21 protein-coding genes are annotated in these 21,328 nt (G+C 59.8%); 10 read left to right on the forward strand and 11 right to left on the reverse strand.

Going from position 1 to position 21,328, the window contains the following annotated elements; translation table 11 throughout:
* Window positions 1-184: 184 nt before the first annotated feature.
* Window positions 185-562, reverse strand: coding sequence for a hypothetical protein (locus CER19_RS13055; protein WP_003193739.1), 378 nt, complete (start codon window positions 560-562; stop codon window positions 185-187).
* Between the two features lie 201 nt (window positions 563-763).
* Between CER19_RS13055 and CER19_RS13060 the strand changes: the two genes are divergently transcribed.
* From CER19_RS13060 to def, 3 genes are all read left to right on the forward strand, one after another.
* Window positions 764-949: a CsbD family protein gene (locus tag CER19_RS13060; protein ID WP_116666719.1), complete on the forward strand. Its 186-nt coding sequence runs from the start codon at window positions 764-766 to the stop codon at window positions 947-949.
* A 180-nt stretch (window positions 950-1,129) separates the two neighbouring features.
* Window positions 1,130-2,083, forward strand: a complete 954-nt coding sequence (locus tag CER19_RS13065) for a YihY/virulence factor BrkB family protein (RefSeq protein ID WP_116666720.1) — start codon at window positions 1,130-1,132, stop codon at window positions 2,081-2,083.
* A complete protein-coding gene (gene def / locus CER19_RS13070) occupies window positions 2,080-2,619 on the forward strand; it encodes a peptide deformylase (protein WP_003193731.1) in 540 nt (179 codons plus the stop codon). Before CER19_RS13065 ends, def begins: the two co-directional genes overlap by 4 nt.
* Before the next feature lie 24 nt (window positions 2,620-2,643).
* On the opposite strand, the gene CER19_RS13075 is transcribed toward def, so the two are convergent.
* Window positions 2,644-3,066 (reverse strand): GNAT family N-acetyltransferase, encoded by a 423-nt coding sequence (locus CER19_RS13075; RefSeq protein WP_116666721.1) that lies wholly within the window; start codon window positions 3,064-3,066, stop codon window positions 2,644-2,646.
* Window positions 3,067-3,368: 302 nt separating this feature from the next.
* On the opposite strand from CER19_RS13075, the gene CER19_RS13080 reads away from it, so the two are divergent.
* The 4 genes from CER19_RS13080 (at window position 3,369) to CER19_RS13095 (ending at window position 6,693) form a co-directional block, all read left to right on the forward strand.
* Window positions 3,369-4,298, forward strand: coding sequence for a fatty acid desaturase (locus CER19_RS13080; RefSeq protein WP_116666722.1), 930 nt, complete (start codon window positions 3,369-3,371; stop codon window positions 4,296-4,298).
* 9 nt (window positions 4,299-4,307) lie between these two features.
* A complete protein-coding gene (locus CER19_RS13085; RefSeq protein WP_116666723.1) occupies window positions 4,308-5,099 on the forward strand; it encodes a phosphate/phosphite/phosphonate ABC transporter substrate-binding protein in 792 nt (263 codons plus the stop codon).
* Window positions 5,100-5,207: 108 nt separating this feature from the next.
* Entirely contained in the window at window positions 5,208-5,879 is a 672-nt protein-coding gene (locus CER19_RS13090) for a sigma-70 family RNA polymerase sigma factor (protein WP_256660440.1), read from the forward strand.
* On the forward strand, window positions 5,785-6,693 hold the full coding sequence (locus tag CER19_RS13095; protein WP_256660441.1) for an aliphatic sulfonate ABC transporter substrate-binding protein: 909 nt from the start codon (window positions 5,785-5,787) through the stop codon (window positions 6,691-6,693). Before CER19_RS13090 ends, CER19_RS13095 begins: the two co-directional genes overlap by 95 nt.
* Before the next feature lie 69 nt (window positions 6,694-6,762).
* Here the strand turns inward: CER19_RS13095 and CER19_RS13100 are convergent, their stop codons facing one another.
* From CER19_RS13100 to CER19_RS13150, 9 genes are all read right to left on the reverse strand, one after another.
* Complete coding sequence (locus tag CER19_RS13100; RefSeq protein ID WP_116666725.1) at window positions 6,763-7,668, reverse strand: cation diffusion facilitator family transporter; 906 nt, start codon at window positions 7,666-7,668, stop codon at window positions 6,763-6,765.
* 216 nt (window positions 7,669-7,884) lie between these two features.
* On the reverse strand, window positions 7,885-8,652 hold the full coding sequence (locus tag CER19_RS13105; RefSeq protein ID WP_116666760.1) for an SDR family oxidoreductase: 768 nt from the start codon (window positions 8,650-8,652) through the stop codon (window positions 7,885-7,887).
* An 823-nt stretch (window positions 8,653-9,475) separates the two neighbouring features.
* Window positions 9,476-10,192 (reverse strand): ABC transporter ATP-binding protein, encoded by a 717-nt coding sequence (locus tag CER19_RS13115; protein ID WP_003188103.1) that lies wholly within the window; start codon window positions 10,190-10,192, stop codon window positions 9,476-9,478.
* Complete coding sequence (locus CER19_RS13120; protein WP_005784285.1) at window positions 10,189-11,064, reverse strand: ABC transporter ATP-binding protein; 876 nt, start codon at window positions 11,062-11,064, stop codon at window positions 10,189-10,191. The genes CER19_RS13115 and CER19_RS13120 overlap by 4 nt, the downstream gene beginning before the upstream one ends.
* Window positions 11,061-12,338, reverse strand: a complete 1,278-nt coding sequence (gene livM, locus CER19_RS13125; protein WP_116666726.1) for a high-affinity branched-chain amino acid ABC transporter permease LivM — start codon at window positions 12,336-12,338, stop codon at window positions 11,061-11,063. The genes CER19_RS13120 and livM overlap by 4 nt, the downstream gene beginning before the upstream one ends.
* Before the next feature lie 2 nt (window positions 12,339-12,340).
* Window positions 12,341-13,255, reverse strand: coding sequence for a branched-chain amino acid ABC transporter permease LivH (locus tag CER19_RS13130; RefSeq protein ID WP_116666727.1), 915 nt, complete (start codon window positions 13,253-13,255; stop codon window positions 12,341-12,343).
* 220 nt (window positions 13,256-13,475) lie between these two features.
* Window positions 13,476-14,612 carry a branched-chain amino acid ABC transporter substrate-binding protein gene (locus CER19_RS13140; protein WP_005784282.1) on the reverse strand — a complete coding sequence of 379 codons (1,137 nt, stop codon included), beginning with the start codon at window positions 14,610-14,612 and terminating at the stop codon, window positions 13,476-13,478.
* Between the two features lie 374 nt (window positions 14,613-14,986).
* Window positions 14,987-16,270, reverse strand: a complete 1,284-nt coding sequence (locus CER19_RS13145; RefSeq protein ID WP_116666728.1) for an FAD-binding oxidoreductase — start codon at window positions 16,268-16,270, stop codon at window positions 14,987-14,989.
* Between the two features lie 173 nt (window positions 16,271-16,443).
* Window positions 16,444-17,934 (reverse strand): aldehyde dehydrogenase family protein, encoded by a 1,491-nt coding sequence (locus tag CER19_RS13150; RefSeq protein WP_116666729.1) that lies wholly within the window; start codon window positions 17,932-17,934, stop codon window positions 16,444-16,446.
* A gap of 152 nt (window positions 17,935-18,086) precedes the next feature.
* On the opposite strand from CER19_RS13150, the gene CER19_RS13155 reads away from it, so the two are divergent.
* From CER19_RS13155 to nadE, 3 genes are all read left to right on the forward strand, one after another.
* The gene (locus CER19_RS13155; RefSeq protein ID WP_116666730.1) at window positions 18,087-18,977 is read left to right on the forward strand and encodes a LysR family transcriptional regulator; all 891 of its coding nucleotides are present in this window, start codon (window positions 18,087-18,089) and stop codon (window positions 18,975-18,977) included.
* Between the two features lie 206 nt (window positions 18,978-19,183).
* Window positions 19,184-20,398 (forward strand): nicotinate phosphoribosyltransferase, encoded by a 1,215-nt coding sequence (pncB, locus tag CER19_RS13160; protein WP_003188094.1) that lies wholly within the window; start codon window positions 19,184-19,186, stop codon window positions 20,396-20,398.
* A gap of 3 nt (window positions 20,399-20,401) precedes the next feature.
* Window positions 20,402-21,229, forward strand: a complete 828-nt coding sequence (gene nadE / locus CER19_RS13165) for an ammonia-dependent NAD(+) synthetase (RefSeq protein WP_116666731.1) — start codon at window positions 20,402-20,404, stop codon at window positions 21,227-21,229.
* Window positions 21,230-21,328: the final 99 nt, after the last annotated feature.

A 21,328-nucleotide genomic window follows, 5' to 3' on the forward strand; every position in this document is an offset into this window, starting at 1 on the left:
TAAAAAAACCCCGCTGATGCGGGGTTTTTTATGTGGGCGCGTTCATCACCTTTTGTAGGAGCGAGCTTGCTCGCGAAGAACGTCAACGGTAACGCGTGCTTCCTGGATAAACGCTGTGCCTGTGAGTTTTTCGCGAGCAAGCTCGCCCCTACAAAAAGCCTGTCAGGGCAGCCCGCACGGTTTTTTAAAGGGCGAACTGCGCGAAGCTCACACCCGCACCGGCGGGGCGTACGTCCTTCAAGAACGAGTCCTTATCCGCGCTTAGCTCCAGGGTAATCTCCGGCTTGCGCTTGCCCGCATTGCGTACCACCAGCCCTTCGAGTTTTTCACGCAGGAACACGGTCGGCACCTTCAAGTGCAGCAACTGGTCGGTGTCGGCGTTGTGCATCAACAGGTGGATCCACTCGTATTGGCCCACGGCAATACGCCCCACCGGCAGGTCGAACCACCAGATGTTGCGTTTGCGGTCCAGGTCGGTGAAGTGGCAGTTGTTGACGCCGAGTACGGCACCGCCCAGTTCCTGGTTTCTGCGGGCAATGGCCTGTGCTTTATTGAGTTTCATAACCTTCCTACGGGATCTGTTATTCAGCGTTGCAGCCTGAATGTGCCGGGCATTCTCGTGGGTTGGCTGCAAAACATAAAGCCAAACCTGCCGCTTTCGATGAAATGTTCACGTAAAAATAATTGAAACTCCGCCGCTGCGCTTCAGGTCAACCGCTACGTAGTGACCAAAAACCATTTGATTGTTATCAGGAGTAATACCATGAGCAGCACTTCCGATAAGGTAAAGGGCTTGGCGAACGAAGCTGTCGGTAACATCAAGCAAGGCGTCGGTAAAGTCACAGACAACGGCAAACTGCGTGCTGAAGGCGTGGTCCAAGAGAAAAAAGGCGAAGCGCAGCAAGCAGTGGGCAAGACCAAGGACGCAGTGAAAAAAGCCACTGAGTAACACGTCCTGGCTGGCTGACCCCAGCAGCCCGACGGCCATCCACGGATGGCCGTTTTTGTATCTGAAGGTGCAACTAAACTTTCGAAATTGTTTCAAAGTCGCCAAATGGGCTACTTTGATGTAGAAAACGGCCCCTGAGTCGCCCACGAACTCAATCTCTTTGCGGCGAAAGGAGACGCTATGCTTTTTCCGGTACTCGATGGTCTCAAGCTGCACAAGGTGCTGGTACGCACCGTCAAGGAATTCGTCGATGACGAGATGCCTACCTACGCCTCGGCACTGGCCTACCAGATGCTGTTCTCGTTGTTTCCGTTCCTGCTGTTTCTCATTGCCCTGATCGGTTTCCTGCACCTGCCTGACTTCTTCACATGGCTGCGCCTGCAATCGGAGTTGGTGTTGCCTCCCCAGGCGCTGGAACAGGTCAACCCGGTGATCGATCAGTTGCAGCAGTCCAAGGGCGGCTTGCTCTCGGTGGGTATCGTCATCGCACTGTGGACGGCCTCTGCGGGCGTGCGCCTGATGATGAGCGCCATGAACGCCGCCTACGACGTGGTTGAAGGGCGGCCGATCTGGAAGCGTTTCCCGCTGTCGATTTTCTACACCGTGGGCATCGCTGGCATGCTGCTGGCCGCCGCCGCGCTGATGGTGCTGGGCCCGCAAGTCATGGAGTGGCTGGCCGGGCAGATCGGCATGCAGGAATTCGTGGTCACGCTGTGGACCATCCTGCGTTGGCCGCTGATTGTGATCTTGTTGATGTTCGCCGTGGCCCTCATGTATTACGTGATGCCGGACGTTGAGCAGGAATTTCGCTTTATCACCCCCGGCTCCGTCTTGGCCGTGGTGGTATGGATCGTCGCCTCCCTGGGCTTTGGCTACTACGTCAAGACCTTCGCGGACTACAACGCCATGTATGGCAGCATCGGTGCGATCATTGTCTTGCTCCTGTATTTCTACATCTCTGCCGCCGTACTGCTGCTGGGCGCGGAGATGAACGCGGTGATCGAGCATATGTCTGCCGAGGGCAAGGACCCCGGTGAGAAGGAAATAGGCGAGCCGGGCCACACCGATGAAAAACAACACGTCTCAGGCCTAGGCCGGGACCACTCCAAGTCCATGACCGAGCCTGAACAATGATCCGTGAAATCCTGAAAATGGGCGACGAGCGCCTGCTGCGTATCGCCCCGCCGGTACCGCCGGAGATGTTCGACAGCCCCGAGTTGTGGCAACTGATCGACGATATGTTCCAGACCATGGAGCACGTGGGCGGCGTTGGCCTGGCCGCGCCGCAGATTGGCGTGGACCTGCAACTGGTGATCTTCGGTTTCGAGGCCAGCGAACGCTACCCGGACGCGCCGCCGGTGCCGCAGACCATCCTGATCAACCCGCTGATCACACCGCTCAGCCCGGTGCTGGAAGAGGGCTATGAAGGTTGCCTGTCAGTGCCCGGCCTGCGCGGCGCCGTGAACCGTTACCAGCAGATCCGCTACGAAGGGTTCGACCCCAAGGGCGAGCCGATCGTACGTTTTGCCGACGGCTTTCATGCGCGGGTGGTGCAGCATGAGTGCGACCATTTGATTGGCCGGCTGTACCCGTCGCGGATTACCGATTTCAGCAAATTCGGGTTTATTGAAGTGATGTTCCCGGAGCTGGACCCAACGGCTGACGAATAGCCCTTCTGACACACCCACATGGGTTCAGTGTTTATCCTGGGCATTGAGCCCCATCGCAATCATCGGCTTGTTGCGCTTGTAACGCACCAGCCGTTCACTCAGCGATTGCGGCAAAACCGTGTCCTGGCTGAACCCCATGCCTTGATACAACCGTTCCAGATCCGGATGGCACAGCAACCAAACCGTCCCCTCACAACTCGCCACGGCCTCGCCAATCAGTCGCGCCGCTAGCCGCTGGCCACGATAAGTCGGCGCCACAAACACCCCCGTGAGCCACTGCCCGCCCACCACCGGGCTCAAGCACAAGCCGGCCACGATCTCGCCATCTCGCACTACCCACAAACGGCCGCCCTTGAGCGCCTTCATCGATGAATTGTGGCTGCGGTAAAACTTGTTCAGCAGTGGCCACAGAGGCTCGGCCAGCGGTTCGATGTGCAATGGGGGCATGGGGTTCAGACAAGCGTTATCCAGGGCAGGGGATTATAAGCGCCTTCTGCCGGGCAATAGGTGGTATACCCAGTGCTACATCCCCTGTTAGTGGAGCATGCATCATGGCCAAAGGTATGGACTCAAAGAAAGCTGCGAAGAAAAAACCGGCAAAAACCGCGGATGAAAAACGCACGGACAAGAAGACCAAAAAATCCGAAGCAGGCCTGTTCGGTCACTGAGTTACAAGCTTAGAACCAAACGATCTGCAAGATTTTCCCGCCTCATTGCACAGAGCAGGAAACACCTGCTCTGAGCTGCCGATGGCCAATTACCTTGATCCGACCCAACGCCGGGAAATCGAAGCCCTGGCGACGACCTTTGTGGCAAGAACGGAGTGGCCGACCTGGCTGCTGTTGATCGGCGTATATGCCGGCTGGTTCGCGGTGATCCTTGGCAGCCGGTGGCTGGGCCTGTGGCTGAGCATGTTGCTGCTGATACCGCTGGTGACCCTGTGGCTATCGGTGCAGCACGAATTGCTCCACGGCCACCCGACCCGTTCGTTATGGCTGAATAAACTCCTCGGCTATGCCCCTTTCGCGGTGTGGTATCCCTATACGCTGTACCGCGACAGCCACCTGTTGCACCACAACGACGACAGCCTGACCCTACCGGGCATCGACCCGGAAAGCCGCTACCTCAATCAGCAGCAATGGGACGACAGCTCGCTGTTCGAACGTGGCGTGCATTGGCTGACCAAGACCGTGCTTGGCCGCTTCCTGCTGGCTGCGCCGTTGGCAATTGGCCGGTTGGCACGTCACGAGTTTCAACGCCTGCCCCAGGTATGGCCGATGTGGCTGGCCCACGGCGCCGTCACTGTGCTGATGCTGAGTTTCATCGCCTACTACAGCGCGCTTGCGGTGTGGCATTACCTGCTGCTGGTCAGCGTGCCAGCCTTGTCCCTGGCCTCGATCCGTTCCTACTATGAGCACCGCCCCCATCCCCGGCCGGAACAGCGCACAGTGCTCAACGAAGCGTCCTGGCCCTGGGCCTGGCTGTTTCTCAACAACAATCTGCACCTGGTACACCACGATCTGCCGATGTTGCCGTGGTACCTGTTGCCCAGGGTGTACCGTGCCCGTCGCGAGCAGTGGCTGGCGCGCAGCGGTGGTTTCCTGGTGCAGGGCTACGGCCAGTTGATCAGCCGTCACGGCCTCAAGGCCATCGACAGTCCCCGGCACCCGTTTGCCTGAGAGACGACCATGAGTGAGCACTACGCCGACCTGCGCATGTACGTTGCGCCCGAGCCCATCCAGCAGGCCAATCAACACTGGCTGGCGCGCATCCTTGAGCGCTTGAAGCTGCATCGTCTTAACGCCGACCACCTCGACTTGCCCGGCCTGTGGCTAGCGCCGCAATTGCTTTTCACCCAAACCTGCGGCTACCCGCTGATGACCCAACTGCGCGGCCAGGTGCGCATCATTGGGCGCCCCCGTTACGAGTTGGCCCACAGCAGCCACGGCGAACATTGCAGCCTGCTGTTGACCCGCGCTGACAACCCGCGTACCCGCCTGGCGCAGTTCTACCAGAGCCGCGGCGTGATCAACGGTCACGACTCCAACAGCGGCATGAATCTGCTGCGTCACTGCCTGGCGCCGTTGCAGCGCGACGGGCGGTTCTTCGCCAGCGTCGGCATTAGCGGCGCCCACCGCGAGAGCTTGCGCTGGCTGCGTGAAGACTGCGCCGACCTCGCCGCCATCGACAGCGTCACCTACGACTACCTCGCCCGATTCGCCCCCGAAGAGGTCGCGGGCCTGCGCGTCATCGCCCGCAGCGCGCCGAGCCCGACTTTGCCCTACATAGGCGCGCTGGGCTTGAGCGACGCGCAGGTGGCGCAGATTCGTGAGGCGATGAACCTGGCGTTGCAGGACCTGCCGCAGGTGACGCAAACCTTGGGTGTGCAAGCCGTGCTCCCTGCCAGCGAAGACGACTATCAGGTGGTGTTGGATTACCAACGGCAGGCCGCCAGCGCCGGCTATCCAAAACTTCAATAAGGTTATATAAAAATGCATTTTAAATATTATTAAAGCATAAGAAGCCTTGCTAGGATCGCTCCACCGGAACACCGGACATACCGCGCAACCTACTCAGAAGGAGCCACTATGTCCGGCGCCGATAGTGCTCACAGCAACTACGTGGGCTCACTGTTTCGCATTCATTACCCTTGGCTGTGCAGCCGCTTGCACCGCTACCTCAACTCCCGTGCCCACGCCGAAGACATCGCCGTCGACGCCTTTGTCCAGCTCCTGAGTGCACCTCAGCTAACGCCGATACGACAGCCCCGCGCATTGCTTACCACCATTGCCCAGCGCCTGGTGTACGAAGTGTGGCGCCGGCGTGACCTGGAGCGTGCCTACCTCGCTGCGCTGGATGACGATGCAGCCTGCGCCGAGGATCGGGCCCAGGTACTCGAAGCCCTGCAAGCCATCGATCTATTACTCGACCGCTTGCCGGCCAAGATCAAGACGACGTTCCTGTTGTCCCGCGTCAACGGCCTGACGTACCCCCAGATCGCCGCCGAACTGGGGATTTCCCAGCGCTCGGTCAGTGACTACATGGCCCGCGCCGTTACCGGACTTGAATCCCACACTGACGGTGCTCACTTTGAATCTGAATCGAACCACCCAGAGGCGACTTATGAAAGCAATCAAACACCTGTTGGGCAGCGCGCTGCTGGCATTGGCGGTACTGGCGCAACCCGCCTCGGCGGCCGAACCTTCCACGCTGCGCATCGGCTACCAGAAAAGCTCGGTCAGCATGGTGCTCGCCCGTGAGCACAAGCTTTTCGAAGCGGCGCTGCCCGGTACACAGGTGCAGTGGACCGAATTCCTCGGTGGCCCGCCGCTGATCGAAGCGCTTAACGCAGGCAGCCTGGACATCGGCAATATTGGCGATATCCCGCCGATCTTCGCCCAGGCGGCCGGGATCGACTTGCAGTATTTTGCCGTCGAGCCCAACGAGGGCAAGGCCGAAGCAGTGCTGGTACCCAAGGCCAGTACCGTGCAGAACGTGGCCGAACTCAAGGGCAAGCGCGTGGCATTGCTCAAAGGCTCCAGTGCGCACAACCTGTTTCTCAAGAGCCTGCTGCGCGCGGGGTTGCAGTGGAAGGATGTGAACGTGGTGTACCTGTCGCCTTCCGACGGCCGTGCCGCGTTCGAACAAGGCAAGGTGGACGCCTGGGTCGTGTGGGACCCGTACTATTCGGCCGCCGTGATCGACGGCTCGGCACGCGTACTGCGGGACGGGCAAGGGTTGAACCCCGCGGGCAGTTTCTTCGTGGTCAACCACCCGTTTGCCAAGCAGCACCCAGAGGCCATCGCCACGATTATCCAGACGCTTGGCAAGGCGCAGCGCCTGTCGCTTGATCAGCCCGACGCGAGCATCACGCTGATGGCCGGCACCCTGGGCTTGCAACCGGCAGTGGTCAAAAGCTACTTCGAACATCGCTCGCCTGAGCCGATCCGCCCCTTGGAAGCCATCGACATCGCCAACCAGCAACGCACCGCCGACTTGTTTTTTGCCAACGGCCTGATCCCGAAAAAAGTCGATGTGCAGCAGGCTGTCTTCAAGCCCCTTGACCTTCCATGAGTCAGACCCCTGAACCGAACAGTGTGGGAGCTGGCTTGCCTGCGATAGCACACCTCGGTGTATCAGACTTTAGGCAATCCACTTGCGGTCGCCTGTAAAACTGATCGTCAACCACCGCGCCGCATCCGCCGCCCCCAACTCTGTGGATATCTCTTCACGCAGCCTATCGAGGGTGGCGACGTTATCCACCGGGTAATCCGCTGGCAGCACCACATGAATCTCGATAAACCGTGCACGCCCGTGCTTCTGCACATAGGACACGTAGTCGTCGAAACCATGCTTGGCCTGCGCCGCGTCCATCACTTCGCGGACCTTGTCGTCCAAGTGATCCGGCGCGATGCCCAACACTTCGCGCAGCGCCGGGCGCAGGATCTTGAATGCCGGCGCCAGCATGCTCAGGGCCAGCAGGATCAGGATCAACGGGTCCACGTAGACCGCCCACTCGCCATAGCCCTGGGACTTGAGCAACAGTGCGGCCAGGAAGCTGATCAGCAAGCCCACCGACAGCATCGCGTCCACCAGCCAACTGATGTTGTCGAACTGGATCAATGACGATTTGAGTGTGCGATTGCGGTAGCGCACATAGAAGAAGTAGGCGAACTCCACGACGGTAAACACCGCCGCATAAATAATCACCAGCCCCAACTCGATTTCGCGCCCGCCATTGATAATGCCGAACACGCCATTGAGGAACGCGTAGATGGCAATCAGCAGCAGGAAACTGCCTTCTATCAGCAGCACCATCGGCTCCAGGTGCCAATAGCCGAATTGGAAACGCTCGTTGCTTTTCTTGGCGATCAGCTTGGCCGTGATCAGCATCAACACCTTGATGGCGGTGGCGATCAGCGAGAAAAAGCCGTCGAACAGAATGGATTGGGCGCCGGATATCACACCCGTGACAATCCCGGCGATCGCGACTGCGAACATCAGGATAGTCGATTGTTTGAGCAGTGCCTGCTCACCTCGGTTACTCACATAGCCTCCTGTCAAAACCTTTAAACCGCTGGGTGCGGTGGGGTTCTCAGGCGGGCAGTGTACCTTATGTCCTGTTTTGGCCGATTTGACGCCATCTACTGTAGGAGCGAGCTTGCTCACGAAAAACCTGAGCGCGCCGCGTGCATTCAGGATACCCGCGTCATCGTTAACGTTTTTCGCGAGCAAGCTCGCTCCTACAGTGTGTCGCGCAGGTGCTTAGCCCTTGGCCCCACGCTCAATCGCAAACCCGGCCCAGGTCTGGCTCACCGGCATCAGCTCCAGGCGGTTGATGTTCACGTGCGCCGGGGGGTTCATCACCCAGAAAATCGTATCGGCAATATCCTGCGGCTGGATCGGGTCGGCCCCTGCATTGGTGGCGTCGTAACGCGCCTGGTCACCGCCGAAGCGCCCCAGGGAGAACTCGCTTTCACACAAGCCCGGCTCAATATTGGTCACGCGCACGCCGGTGCCTTGCAAGTCGCAGCGCAGGTTCAACGAGAACTGCTTCACGAACGCCTTGGAACCGCCGTACACATGGCTGCCCGGGTACGGGTAGTTACCGGCGATGGAGCCCAGGTTGATAATCCCGGCACCGCGCCCATGGGCAATCAGGCGCGGCAACAGCAGGTTGGTGGTGGTCAGCAGGCCCTTGATGTTGGTGTCGACCATGGTTTCCCAATCGTCGAGGTCGCACTTGGGCGCAGGGTCGGTGCCCACGGCCAGGCCGGCATTGTTGATCAGGCCACGCAGCGTCGCGAACGAGGGCGGCAAGTTGACGATGGCCTCCTCCATGCCTTTGCGGTCGCGCACATCCACCACCAGGCCATGCACTTCGGTCTGCTTGGAAAGCTCTTCGACCAAGGCATTCAAGCGCTCGGCACGACGACCGGTAAGCACCAGTTTCCAACCGGCCTCGGCAAAGCGACGGGCACAGGCTTCGCCGAAACCTGAAGTAGCGCCAGTGATAAACAGCGTGTCGGACATGGTGTTCTCCTTGCGGGCATCGGGAAAAAAAACAGCCAGCAGAATGCCCTTACGCCGCGTTTGCGGCAACCGCTGTGCACACACACGCATGCTTGGCTGATCATTTTTTAATCAAACCACGCAAAGCCTTATAAACCGTAGCTTTCAGCCAGCTACTCCCACGTTACCCACAGCCGGTTCCACAGTGGATGGGGACAAGTCAAAACGGCGCAAAGCCGCTGTGTACAAGGGTTGCAGGCGGTTTTATAAAGTTTTTTGCTTGACCTGGGCGAGCGCCTATGTAGCCGCTGACAAATGCAGAAAAACACAACGATGGCTCCAGGCCAGTCATTCCGGCCCCTGCGCGCGTCTTTCCAGAGTTTAGTCACAGACTTATCCACAGGCAGGAATGACTTATTTCATTCATATACCTGTGTCTTTAAACAGGTTGACAAACCCTCGAGGCGGTGGCGAAAAACACGCTGATCAAAAAACAACCAACACGCTACAAGCCACGTAGTTAAAGGCTTTCAGCCAGCTACTCCCACGTTACCCACAGCCGGTTCCACAGTGGATGGGGACAAGTCAAAACTGTGACAAAACAGGGATTTGCGGCGGCTATATGTCGCGCTTTTGAGGTCGGCTGGATTTGTTTTCCACAATTTGGTTGAGCGCTTGTGGACATCGCAAAAACAAATGTGGGAACCGGCTTTGGGTGGGAGCTGGCTTGCCTGCGATGCGGCCACCTCGGTATGTCAGCTAAACCGAGGTGATGCTATCGCGGGCAAGCCCGGCTCCCACATAAGGCCCGGTTCCCACAGGGTTGATGCGCCTGGATCTTAGGTCAGTGGCCGCCCAGGTAGGCGTTACGCACGTCCTCGTTCACCAGCAATTCCTTGCCGGTCCCGGTCAGGCGAATCTCACCATTGACCATCACATACGCGCGGTCCGACAGGCGCAGCGCATGGTTGGCGTTCTGTTCCACCAGGAAGATGGTCATCCCGGTGGACGCCAGCTCGCGCAGGGTGGAGAAGATCTGCTTCACCACAATCGGCGCCAACCCCAGGCTTGGCTCATCGAGCAACAACAGCTTGGGCCGGCTCATCAGCGCACGGGCGATGGCGAGCATTTGCTGCTCGCCCCCCGACATGGTCATAGCCCGCTGGTTGCGCCGCTCCTTGAGCCTGGGGAACAGCTCGAACATACGTTGCATGTCCTCGCTGGCGAACTTGTCGCCAATGGGGATGGTGCCCATCAGCAGGTTTTCCTCGACGGTCATGTCGGGGAACACCCGCCGCCCTTCCGGCGACTGCGCAATGCCGTTGGAGGCGATGTAGTGGGACGACTTGTGGGTAATGTCGACGCCGTTGTACAGAATCTGCCCCGACTCGGCCCGAGGCTGGCCGAAGATCGACATCAGCAGCGTGGACTTTCCCGCGCCGTTGGAGCCGATCAGGCTGACGGTTTCGCCTTCGTTGATGTGCAGCGAGACTTTCTTCAGGGCCTGGATCGGGCCGTAGAACACGTCCAGGTCCTTCATTTCGAGGATAGGTGCACTCATACCAGCTCCTCTTCGTCCGCGCCCAGGTAGGCAGCAATCACTTTCGGGTCGTTGCGGATCGCATCCGGGCCGCCTTCGGCGATCACGTTGCCGTGGTCCAGCACCACAATGTGGTCGGAAATACTCATCACCATGCCCATGTCGTGTTCGATCAGCACCACCGTAAGGTCGTGTTCGTCGCGCAGCAGGCGAATCATCGCGCTGAGGGCTTCGGTTTCCTGTGGGTTGAGGCCCGCTGCCGGTTCGTCCAGGCAGATGATCTGCGGCCGCGTGCACATGGCGCGGGCGATTTCCAGACGGCGCTGCTGGCCGTAGGAGAGCTCGCCGGCCAGGCGGTTGGCGCAGTCCACCAGGTCGACCACTTCCAGCCAGTAGAATGCGCAGTCCAGCGCATCGCTTTCGGCCTTGCGGTAGCCCTTGGTATTGAGGATGCCGGCAAGCATGTTGCGGTTGACCCACATGTGCTGGGCCACCAGCAGGTTTTCCAGCACCGACATTTCCTTGAACAGGCGAATGTTCTGAAAGGTGCGGGCCAGGCCGGCACGGTTCACCAAGTGGGTGCCGCCGAACATCTTGTAGTACACGCGACTGAGGAAGCTTTTGGGCGACACGAAGTCGGTGGCCTCAAAGCGCTCACCCAGCAACTGTATGACGTTGGTTTGCTTGCCCCGCACGTTGAGCTCGATCTTGCCGCCGCTGGCTTTGTAAAAGCCGGTGAGGCAGTTGAACACCGTGGTCTTGCCGGCGCCGTTGGGGCCGATCAGGGCGAAGATCGAGTTGCGTTCAACCTTGAGGCTGACATCGCTCAAGGCCTTGATACCACCGAAGTGCATCATCAGGTGTTCGACGGACAGCACGACTTCCTTGCTCATGGCGCTACCCCCTTGCGTGGCGTCACGCCGGTACGGCTGATGCGAATCAAGCCACGCGGTCGCCAGATCATCATCACCACCATCAACACGCCAAACAGCAGCACGCGATACTCGGAGAAGCTGCGCAGCAATTCAGGCGCCACGGTCAGCACAAACGCCGCAATCACCACGCCGACCGTCGAGCCCATGCCGCCCAACACCACAATGGCGAGGATCAACGCCGACTCGAAGAAGGTAAACGACGATGGGTTGACGAAGCCCTGGTAGCTGGCAAAGAACACCCCGGCCAAACCTGCGGTTGAAGCGCCGATGGTGAACGCCGAGAGCTTGACCAGCACGTGGTTCAGGCCCATGGAACGACAGGCGATTTCATCTTCACGCAAGGCTTCCCAAGCGCGACCGACCGGCATACGCGTGAGGCGATGCTTGATGTACAGCACGGCCAGCACCACCAGAAACAGCACGATGTAGATGAACATGAACTTGATGTTGGGGTTGTAATCGATGCCGAAAAACTCGTGAAACGGAATGCCGCCATCCTTCGCACGCTTGCCGAACTCCAGGCCCAGGAAGGTTGGTGACGGCACCGGCATACCGTTCGGGCCGCCGGTAAACGACAGCCAGTTGTTGAGCACCAGGCGAATGATTTCACCAAAGCCCAGGGTCACGATGGCCAGGTAGTCACCGTGCATTCGCAGCACCGGGAAGCCGAGTATGCACCCCGCCAACGCCGCCGCGATGGCCGCCAGTGGCAGCACCGTCCAGAAGCCCAGGCCCAGGTATTGATAACCCAGCGCCAGGCCGTAGGCACCAATGGCGTAGAAGGCCACGTAACCCAGGTCGAGCAGGCCGGCCAGGCCCACCACGATGTTCAGGCCAAGGCCAAGCAACACGTAGATCAGCCCGAGGATAACCACGGTGAGCAGGTATTTGTTGGCGAAGATCGGGAACACAATGGCGATCACGATCAACGCCGGGATGATCCAGCGCAATCGCGACTTGTAGTCCGGTGGCAGCACGTGCACACCCGAGCCGCTGCTTTCGAAGCCCTGCAGAATCTTCACACCCTTTGGGGTTTGCAGGAACAGGCTGAGGGCAAGGCGTCCGGCCATCACAATGGCGACCAATGTGGCAACGCGCAGCGGCTCCAGGTTGAAGCTGTAGCCGTCGAGCACTACGCCGACGATGGGCCCGAACACGATCAGCGAAATCAGCCCGGCGAGGACCGTATCGACCACACTTTTCTTGATATCAATGGATTTGGCAGCAGACATGTTTACACCTTCGCCACGAGTGGGCGACCAAGCAGGCCCTGGGGACGGAAAATCAGAATCACCACCAGCAGGGAGAAACTGAACACGTCTTTGTAGTCAGAGTTGATCAACCCCGAGAACAACGACTCGGAGATACCGAGAATGATCCCGCCCAGCATCGCCCCAGGCAGAGAGCCGATGCCGCCGAGTACCGCCGCGGTAAACGCCTTGATGCCGATGATGAAGCCGGCATAGAAGTCGAAGGTGCCGTAGTTGAGGGTGATGAGCACGCCGGCCAGGGCGGCCATGGCGGCACCGATGACAAACACGTAGGAGATCACCCGGTCGGTGTTGATGCCCAGAATCGAGGCCATCTTGCGGTCTTGCTGGGTGGCGCGGCACATGCGGCCCAGCTTGGTGTATTTGATGATGTAGGTGAGCAAGGCCATGCCGGCAAAAGCGGCGACCAGGATGAACACCTTGGTGTAGGTCAGTTGTACAAAGCCGGTGCCGATATCGACACGCCAGGCGCCGGCCAGCAGGGTGGGAATGCCTTGTTGCTTGGCGCCCTGGGCGATCTGCGCGTAGTTCTGCAGGATAAGCGAGATACCGATGGCGCTGATCAGCGGAGCCAGGCGGGTGGAGTTACGCAACGGTTTGTAGGCGACACGCTCAATCCCCCAACCGTACACGCCGGTGACGACTACGGTGAAGATCAAGGTACCGAGAATGAGCAGCGGGAAGGATTCGATGCCGAAGTAAGCCAGCAGTGCCAGACTGATCGCCGCGAGGTAAGCGGAAATCATATAAACCTCGCCGTGGGCGAAGTTGATCATGCCAATGATGCCATAGACCATTGTGTAGCCGATGGCGATCAGGCCATAGACCGACCCGAGGGTCAGGCCGTTGACCAGTTGCTGCAGGAAAATACCATCCATAACGCAATCTCACGCGGTGAGCACCTGCACACCGGTGGGTGTGCGGCGCTTCTGGAGGAAAAGACAGGTTTGTTGCAATAGAGCAGGCAACCAGGCCCTCTGTGGGAGCTGGCTTGCCTGCGATAGCGGTTTCACATTCAACACAGGTGTTGGTATTGAGGCCGTCATCGCGGGCAAGCCCGGCTCCCACAGAGATCGAGGTGTTCAAGCCGTCGCGTTATTACTTCTGCTTTTCCAACTGATGGTATTTGCCGTCTTTGTCCCACTGGTAAACCACGTAGTCAGAGACTTTCAGGTCGCCCTTGGCATCCCAGGCTTTTTCGCCCATGACGGTTTTAACCGGGTTGGCCTTGAGCCACTTGGCAGCGTCTTCGCCCTTGTTGGACTTGGCACCGTTGAAGCCGGCGGCCAGGGCCTGGATCGAGGCGTAGGCGTACAGGGTGTAGCCTTCAGGCTCGGTGCCGTTCTTGCGGAACTCTTCCACCACGGTCTTGCTGTCTGGCAGCAGGCGTGGGTCGGCGCCGAAGGTCATGTATACACCATCGACGTACTGGGCGCCGCCGGCGGTGGCTACCAGTTCGTCGGTGACCACACCGTCATCGGACATGAACTTGACGTCTTTCAAGCCCGCTTCACGGATCTGGCGCACCAATGGGCCGGCTTCCGGATGCAAGCCGCCGAAGTACACGACGTCGGCGCCCAGGGAACGGATCTTGGTGACCAGGGCGCTGAAGTCTTTCTCGCCACGGGTCAGGCCCTCTTCCAGCACCGGCTTGACGCCGCGCTTGGTCAGTTGGGCTGCGGTGGCGTCGGCCAAGCCTTTGCCGTAGGTGTCCTTGTCGTTGATCACCGCGACTTTCTTGCCCTTGAGCACATCGACGATATAGTCGCCGGCGACGATGCCTTGCTGGTCGTCACGCCCGCACATACGGAACATGGCGCCCAGGCCGCGTTCGGTCACTTGTGGGTTGGTGGAACCTGGGGTGATGGCGATGATGCCCGCTTCATCGTAAACCTCCGACGCCGGGATGGTATTGGATGAGCAGAAGTGCCCGACCACACCGATCACCTTGTCCTGGTCGGCCAGACGGTTGGCCACGGCTACGGCCTGCTTGGGTTCGCAGGCGTCATCGCCCGCCACGAGCTTGATCTGCTCGCCGTTAATGCCGCCGGCCTTGTTGATAACGTCGGCTGCCGCCTGGGCACCCTTCATGTACTGCTCACCGAAAGCGGCGTTGGCACCCGTCATCGGGCCTGCCACACCAATTTTCACATCAGCTTGAACAAACGTAGAAACACCCAGCGCCGCAGCAACGGCGAGGGCCAGAAAACCTTTCTTGTAAAACGTCTGGGACATGAGTGGTGCTCCGATATTTTTGATTTTTGGCACGACAACTTGCATTCAAACTTTTCACTGAAAGCTCAGAGCAAGCCGCGTGCCATTACTTTTTTATTCTTCAAAAAGACACGGTGTCATTGTTATTACAGGCGTTTCGACGCCTTTTGCCAGGACGTGCAACCGTCTAGCGTCTATAGGTGCAACCAACGCTCCAAAAAAGTACAACCCTGGGAGGTCGCACCTGCAACCACAGGCATAAACGACAGGTCCTAAAGCTGTAACAATGTGCGTAACGGAACTGCACATTTACAGTGCGTGATTGCTACGACTTGCACCAATACAGATGGGTAGCCTGCTAAGAAAACGCAGGCTTTTGAGGGGTATTTCGCTGATCAAATCACGATCCTCAGGCATTGCCCGGCGTGATAGAGCGAGAAGCCGGCTTCATACAGGCAACTGCGCAGGCCCACAGCGGCCAGAGGTTGCATAGGGGCAAAAGGGATCGGTAAGGCTTGGGGGTTCTGGTGACACAGGTAGTCGGCAAACGCCTTGCCCACCACGCTGCCGGTGGTCACGCCGCGCCCGTTATACCCGGTGACCGCCACCAGGCCGGGGGCCGGTTCGAACAGGCGCATCAAGTGGTCGGGGGTGAACGCGATGCAGCCGGTCCAGGTGTATTCCCATTGCACCGGTTTGAGGTACGGGAAGTAGTGTTGCTGCACCCGATCGGCCCACGCTTTGAGGAACCACGCCGGTTTCTGGTTGCCGTTACCCAGGCTGCCCAGCAACAGGCGCCCATCGGCATCGCGGCGAATGCTGCTCAGGACCTGGCGCGTGTCCCAGGAGCCCTGGCCGCCGGGGAGGATTTGCCGGGCGGCGTCATCAGTCAGCGGCGCCGAGGCCACCTGGTAGTAATAGCCGGGGAAGAAGTTACGCCGCAGCTCGGTCCATTCGCCTTCGGTGTAGGCATTGGAGGCGATCACCACCTGCGCGGCCTGTACCGCGCCCTCGGCGGTCTGCACCGACCAATCGGCGCCTTGGCGCTCAAGCTGGGTGACCGGCGAATGATCGAACAATTGCCCGCCCAGCCCAACGGCGGCATTCGCCAACCCAGTGGTGTAGGCCATGGGGTTCAAGGTGCCGGCGCGCCGATCCAGCAACGCGGCGGCGATTTTCCGGGTGCCGGTGGCGCGCTCGCAGGCCTGGCCGGTGAGTAACTCAACCGGTGCGCCGCGGCGTTTCCACTGCTGCTCACGGCTGCGCAAGTCCGCCTCGCCACGGGCGTTGTGCGCCATGTGCAAGGTGCCTTCACGGCGCAATTGGCAGTCGATGTTGTATTTGTCGATCAGGCTGAACACCAGGGACGGCGCCGCACCCAACATGCGGTTGAGCTGGCTGCCCACCGCCGTGCCGAAACCGGCCTCGATCTCGTCCGGTGGAATCCACAGGCCGGCGTTGACCAGCCCGACGTTGCGCCCCGAACCGCCGTGACCGGTGCGATGGGCCTCCAGTACGGCGACGCTTTTACCCTGTTCCAGCAAATGAATAGCCGCCGACAAACCGGTGATGCCGGCGCCGATCACGCACACATCCACCTTGACCGCGCCCTTGAGCGCGGCTCGGTCGGGGCGGCCTGGGGTGAGGTGTTCCCATAAACATGTTTCGCGCAGTGCCATTGCCAGACTCCGATGAGACCTAACAAACAAATACTCTTTTGAATGGGGAACTCAATCACCTGTGGGAGCTGGCTTGCCTGCGATAGCGGTGGTTCAGTCGATAGTTTCGGTGACTGATACACCGCTATCGCAGGCAAGCCAGCTCCCACATTGATCTCACTCCGACCTGAGGCTCAGTCGAAAGTGATGCCTTGTGCCAACGGCAGTTCCAGCGAGTAGTTCACGGTATTGGTCTGCCTGCGCATATACCCGCGCCACGCATCCGAGCCCGATTCACGCCCGCCGCCGGTCTCTTTTTCACCCCCGAACGCGCCACCGATCTCCGCGCCGCTCGGGCCGATGTTGACGTTGGCAATACCGCAGTCGCTGCCCACCGCCGACATGAACTGCTCGGCTTCACGCACGTCCGTGGTGAAGATGCAGGATGACAAACCTTGTGGCACGGCGTTGTTCAAGCGCAGGGCTTCGGCGAAGTCGGTGTAGCCGACCACGTAAAGAATCGGCGCGAAGGTTTCGCTGCATACCACGTCGCTTTGCTCGGGCATTTCCACGATGGCCGGCGATACGTAGTAGGCGTTGGGGAATTTTTCTTGCAACTGGCGCTTGCCGCCGAACACCTTGCCGCCTTCGCTCAAGGCTTGCTCAAGGGCATCCTGCATGTTGTCGAAACTGTGCTTGTCGATCAGCGGGCCGATCAGGTTGCCTTCCAGGGGGTGACCGATGCGCACTTTGGAGTAGGCGGCCTTGAGGCGGGGGGCGGTTTCTTCCTTGACCGACTCATGGGCGATCAGCCGGCGCAGGGTGGTGCAGCGTTGTCCGGCGGTGCCCACCGCGCTGAACAGGATGGCGCGCACGGCCATGTCCAGGTCGGCGCTTGGGCCGAGGATCATCGCGTTATTGCCGCCCAGTTCCAGGATGCTGCGGGCGAAACGCGCGGCGACTTTGGGTGCCACTTCGCGGCCCATGCGCGTGCTGCCGGTGGCGCTGATCAGGGCGACGCGCGGGTCGTCTACCAGCGCAGCGCCGGCGTCGCGGCCGCCGATGATCACTTGGCTGAGGGACTCGGGGGCACCGTCGAATTTTTTCAGTACGCGCTCGAACAAGGCCTGGCAGGCCAGTGCGGTGAGCGGGGTCTTTTCCGACGGTTTCCAGATCACCGCGTTGCCGCACACCAGGGCCAGCGCGGTGTTCCACGCCCACACCGCCACGGGGAAGTTAAAGGCGCTGATCACACCGACCACGCCCAGCGGGTGCCAGGTTTCACGCATATGGTGGCCGGGGCGCTCGGAGGCAATGGTCAAGCCGTACAACTGGCGTGACAGGCCGACGGCGAAGTCACAGATGTCGATCATTTCCTGCACTTCACCCAAGCCTTCCTGGGTGATCTTGCCGGCTTCCCAGGAAACGAGTTCGCCCAGGTCGGCCTTGTACTCGCGCAATACGTCGCCGAACTGGCGCACCAGCTCGCCACGCCGCGGCGCCGGCACCTTGCGCCAGGCTTCGAATGCATGCTCGGCGCGACTGACCTGCTGCTCCACCTCGGCGGCACCTTCCCAATGGACACTGCCGATACGGCTGCCATCAATCGGTGAATGCACGGGTTGTTTCCCAGCCTGGTACAGCGCCGGGTTTACCCCGAGACGATCAAGCAATGCGGCAACCATGGGTCACTCCTTCAAATCTGCGTAGAAAAATCGCGCCGCTGCTTGCACGGCGATCCTGAGCCTATTTGTAGCTGGCCCAAGACTTGCCAACAAACGACGATTAGGCGAGATATCATTCCCTTTATTCATGCAAGAATAAAAAGAGGCATGCCGTGCTGAACAGAAGACATTTGCCCTCGATCACCGCCCTGCAGTGTTTCGAAGCGGCCACCCGCCACCTGAGCTTCACCCGCGCGGCCGAAGAACTGAACCTCACCCAAAGCGCGGTGAGCAAACAAGTGGCGCAGCTGGAAGAGCTGTTGCAGCACCTGCTGTTCCGCCGCGTGCGCCGCCGCTTGCAGATGACCCCGGCGGGCGACCTGTACCTGGTGGAAGTGCGCAAGATCCTCACACAAGTGGAAATGTCCACCCACTACCTGCGCTCCTACGGCGGCGAAACCGAAGTGCTGCGCGTGTCCACGCCTTACACTTTTGGCGCACGCTGGCTGGTACCGCGCCTCAAGGGTTGGCGTTTGCGTCACCCGCAGATCCACCTGGACCTGTGCAACGAACAGGCCCCGGACGAATTACTGCAAGGCAAGGCCGACATGGCGTTTTACTTCGGCCAGGGCGCACGCCCTGGCACCGAGAGCCTGAAGCTGTTCAGTGAAGAGCTGGTACCGGTCTGTTCGCCCGACAGCCTGCCTGCCCAGCCCTTCACCGACCCCACGCAACTGAGCGACCTGGTGCTGCTGCAAAACGCCTCGCGGCCCCAGGGCTGGCATGACTGGTTCGCCAGCCAGGGTTTCCATACAGAGCACAGCTACCATGGGCCGCGGTTCGACACGTTCTATATGTGCATTCGGGCCGCGCAGGTGGGTTGTGGCGTGGCGCTGTTGCCGCGCTTTTTGGTGGAAGAGGAATTGGCCGAGGGCAAGCTGGTGATTCCCTGGCAACATGCGATGCCGAGCCAGGATGCGTATTACTTGGCCTACCCCGAACATTCGGCAGAAGTGCCCAAGGTGCGTGAATTTGTGAAGTGGATGATGGAGCAGGTGCTTTAGCGCCTGGAGAATCGCCATCGCAGGCAAGCCAGCTCCCACCGTTTGGAATGCATTTCAAATGTGGGAGCTGGCTTACCTGCGATGGCGTCAGTGGCCTTACTGAAAAAATCACTGGCAAAACCCCACAAGTCTATGCGCCACTAGCCCCATCCTTAATTGTGCGCAAAGGCCGGCGCCCATCGCCGACCCGTCTGGAGATTCCCGTTATGAGCGAGAGTGTGTTTGCCGATCGCATCGTGCAGAACCTGCTCGACACCGACTTCTACAAGCTGACCATGATGCAGGCGGTGCTGCACAACTACCCGAACGTGGAAGTTGAATGGGAGTTTCGTTGCCGTAACAGTGAAGACCTGCGCCCTTACCTGGCGGAGATCCGCTACCAGATCGAGCGCCTCGCCGAGCTGAGCCTGAGCCCCGATCAACTGGGGTTCCTGGAACGCATCAGCTTTATGAAACCGGATTTTCTGCGCTTCCTCGGGCTGTTTCGCTTCAACCTGCGGTATGTGCAAACCGGCATAGAGAATGGCGAGTTGTTTATCCGCCTGCGCGGGCCGTGGCTGCATGTGATCCTGTTTGAAGTGCCAATGCTGGCCATCGTCAGCGAGGTGCGTAACCGCTACCGCTACCAGACCGTGATCCTTGAACAGGCCCGCGAGCAGCTGTATCGCAAGTTCGACTGGTTGACCGCCAACGCCAGCAGCGACGAGCTGTCGGAGCTGCAAGTAGCGGACTTCGGTACGCGCCGGCGTTTTTCCTACCGGGTGCAAGAAGAAGTGGTCAGCGTGCTAAAGCACGATTTCCCTGGCCGCTTTGTTGGCACCAGCAACGTGCACCTGGCCCGTGAGTTCGATATGAAGCCGCTGGGCACCATGGCCCATGAATGGATCATGGCCCACCAGCAACTCGGCCCGCGCCTGATCGACAGCCAGATCGCCGCCCTTGATTGCTGGGTGCGCGAGTACCGGGGCCTGCTGGGTATCGCCCTCACCGATTGCATCACCACCGACGCGTTCCTCGGCGACTTCGACCTGTACTTCGCCAAGCTCTTCGACGGCTTGCGCCATGACTCCGGTGACCCGATCCAGTGGGCGGAAAAAGCCATCGCTCACTACCACAAGCTGGGCATCGAACCGATGAGCAAGACCCTGGTGTTCTCCGACAGTCTGACATTGCCCAAGGCCTTGGAAATATTCCGGGCGTTGCGCGGTCGCATTAATGTGAGCTTTGGCATCGGCACCAACCTGACCTGTGATATTCCAGGGGTGGAACCGATGAGCATCGTGCTTAAAATGACCGCCTGCAATGGCCAGCCCGTCGCGAAAATCTCCGATGAAGCGGGCAAGACCCATTGCACCGACCCGAATTTTGTCGCCTATTTGCGTCACGTTTTCAAAGTACCTGCCTTATCCAGCAAGGAGTGAATCATGCAAGCCGTACAGCGTGAGATTGCGCAACAGCTCAAGGTGCAAGCCCCGTTCAAGGACCAGGCCGCACTCGAAGCCGAGGTTGCCCGGCGCGTGGCCTTTATCCAGGACTGCCTGCGCAATTCCGGGCTCAAGACCCTGGTGCTCGGCATCAGTGGCGGTGTCGACTCCCTGACCGCAGGCCTGTTGGCCCAACGTGCGATGCAGGAGCTGCGCGCCAGCACCGGCGATGAGGCTTATCGTTTTATTGCCGTGCGCCTGCCCTACGAAACCCAGTTCGACGAACACGACGCCCAGGCTTCGGTGGACTTTATCGAGCCGGACGAGCGCCACACCGTGAACATCGGCCCGGCAGTGAAGGCCCTGGCTAATGAAGTGGCGGCGTTTGAAGGCAAGGCGGCGGTGTCCCGCGATTTCGTGCTGGGCAACACCAAGGCGCGCATGCGCATGGTGGCCCAGTACACCATCGCCGGCGCGGCGGGCGGCCTGGTGATCGGCACCGACCATGCGGCGGAAGCGGTGATGGGCTTTTTCACCAAGTTCGGTGACGGCGCCTGTGACTTGGCGCCGTTGAGCGGGCTGGTGAAGCATCAGGTGCGAGCCATTGCCCGCCACTTTGGTGCGCCGGAATCGCTGGTGGAGAAGGTGCCGACCGCTGACCTGGAAGACCTGTCGCCAGGCAAGCCGGACGAGGCGTCACATGGCGTCACCTATGCCGAGATCGATGCGTTCCTGCAGGGTGAGCCGGTGCGTGAAGAGGCGTTCAGGATTATCTGCGATACCTATCGCAAGACTGAGCACAAGCGGGTGATGCCGTTTGCGCCTTGAGGTGAATCCGATCGTTTTGCATTGATTGTTAAATCGCCATCGCAGGCAAGCCAGCTCCCACACTTGACCGTATTCCAACATGGGAATGCGGTCGAATGT

The sequence above is a fragment of the Pseudomonas sp. GL93 genome, from assembly GCF_003408955.1.
Lineage (GTDB): Bacteria > Pseudomonadota > Gammaproteobacteria > Pseudomonadales > Pseudomonadaceae > Aquipseudomonas > Aquipseudomonas paracarnis.

Coding starts and splice junctions, on each gene's coding strand:
- nadE (WP_116666731.1), top strand. CDS start 20,402: ATGCAAGCCGTACAGCGTGAGATTGCGCAACAGCTCAAGGTGCAAGCC.
- pncB (WP_003188094.1), top strand. CDS start 19,184: ATGAGCGAGAGTGTGTTTGCCGATCGCATCGTGCAGAACCTGCTCGAC.
- CER19_RS13065 (WP_116666720.1), top strand. CDS start 1,130: ATGCTTTTTCCGGTACTCGATGGTCTCAAGCTGCACAAGGTGCTGGTA.
- CER19_RS13145 (WP_116666728.1), bottom strand. CDS start 16,270: ATGGCACTGCGCGAAACATGTTTATGGGAACACCTCACCCCAGGCCGC.
- CER19_RS13060 (WP_116666719.1), top strand. CDS start 764: ATGAGCAGCACTTCCGATAAGGTAAAGGGCTTGGCGAACGAAGCTGTC.
- CER19_RS13115 (WP_003188103.1), bottom strand. CDS start 10,192: ATGAGTGCACCTATCCTCGAAATGAAGGACCTGGACGTGTTCTACGGC.
- CER19_RS13105 (WP_116666760.1), bottom strand. CDS start 8,652: ATGTCCGACACGCTGTTTATCACTGGCGCTACTTCAGGTTTCGGCGAA.
- CER19_RS13090 (WP_256660440.1), top strand. CDS start 5,208: ATGTCCGGCGCCGATAGTGCTCACAGCAACTACGTGGGCTCACTGTTT.
- CER19_RS13140 (WP_005784282.1), bottom strand. CDS start 14,612: ATGTCCCAGACGTTTTACAAGAAAGGTTTTCTGGCCCTCGCCGTTGCT.
- livM (WP_116666726.1), bottom strand. CDS start 12,338: ATGTCTGCTGCCAAATCCATTGATATCAAGAAAAGTGTGGTCGATACG.
- CER19_RS13080 (WP_116666722.1), top strand. CDS start 3,369: ATGGCCAATTACCTTGATCCGACCCAACGCCGGGAAATCGAAGCCCTG.
- def (WP_003193731.1), top strand. CDS start 2,080: ATGATCCGTGAAATCCTGAAAATGGGCGACGAGCGCCTGCTGCGTATC.
- CER19_RS13120 (WP_005784285.1), bottom strand. CDS start 11,064: ATGAGCAAGGAAGTCGTGCTGTCCGTCGAACACCTGATGATGCACTTC.
- CER19_RS13085 (WP_116666723.1), top strand. CDS start 4,308: ATGAGTGAGCACTACGCCGACCTGCGCATGTACGTTGCGCCCGAGCCC.
- CER19_RS13130 (WP_116666727.1), bottom strand. CDS start 13,255: ATGGATGGTATTTTCCTGCAGCAACTGGTCAACGGCCTGACCCTCGGG.
- CER19_RS13055 (WP_003193739.1), bottom strand. CDS start 562: ATGAAACTCAATAAAGCACAGGCCATTGCCCGCAGAAACCAGGAACTG.
- CER19_RS13150 (WP_116666729.1), bottom strand. CDS start 17,934: ATGGTTGCCGCATTGCTTGATCGTCTCGGGGTAAACCCGGCGCTGTAC.
- CER19_RS13075 (WP_116666721.1), bottom strand. CDS start 3,066: ATGCCCCCATTGCACATCGAACCGCTGGCCGAGCCTCTGTGGCCACTG.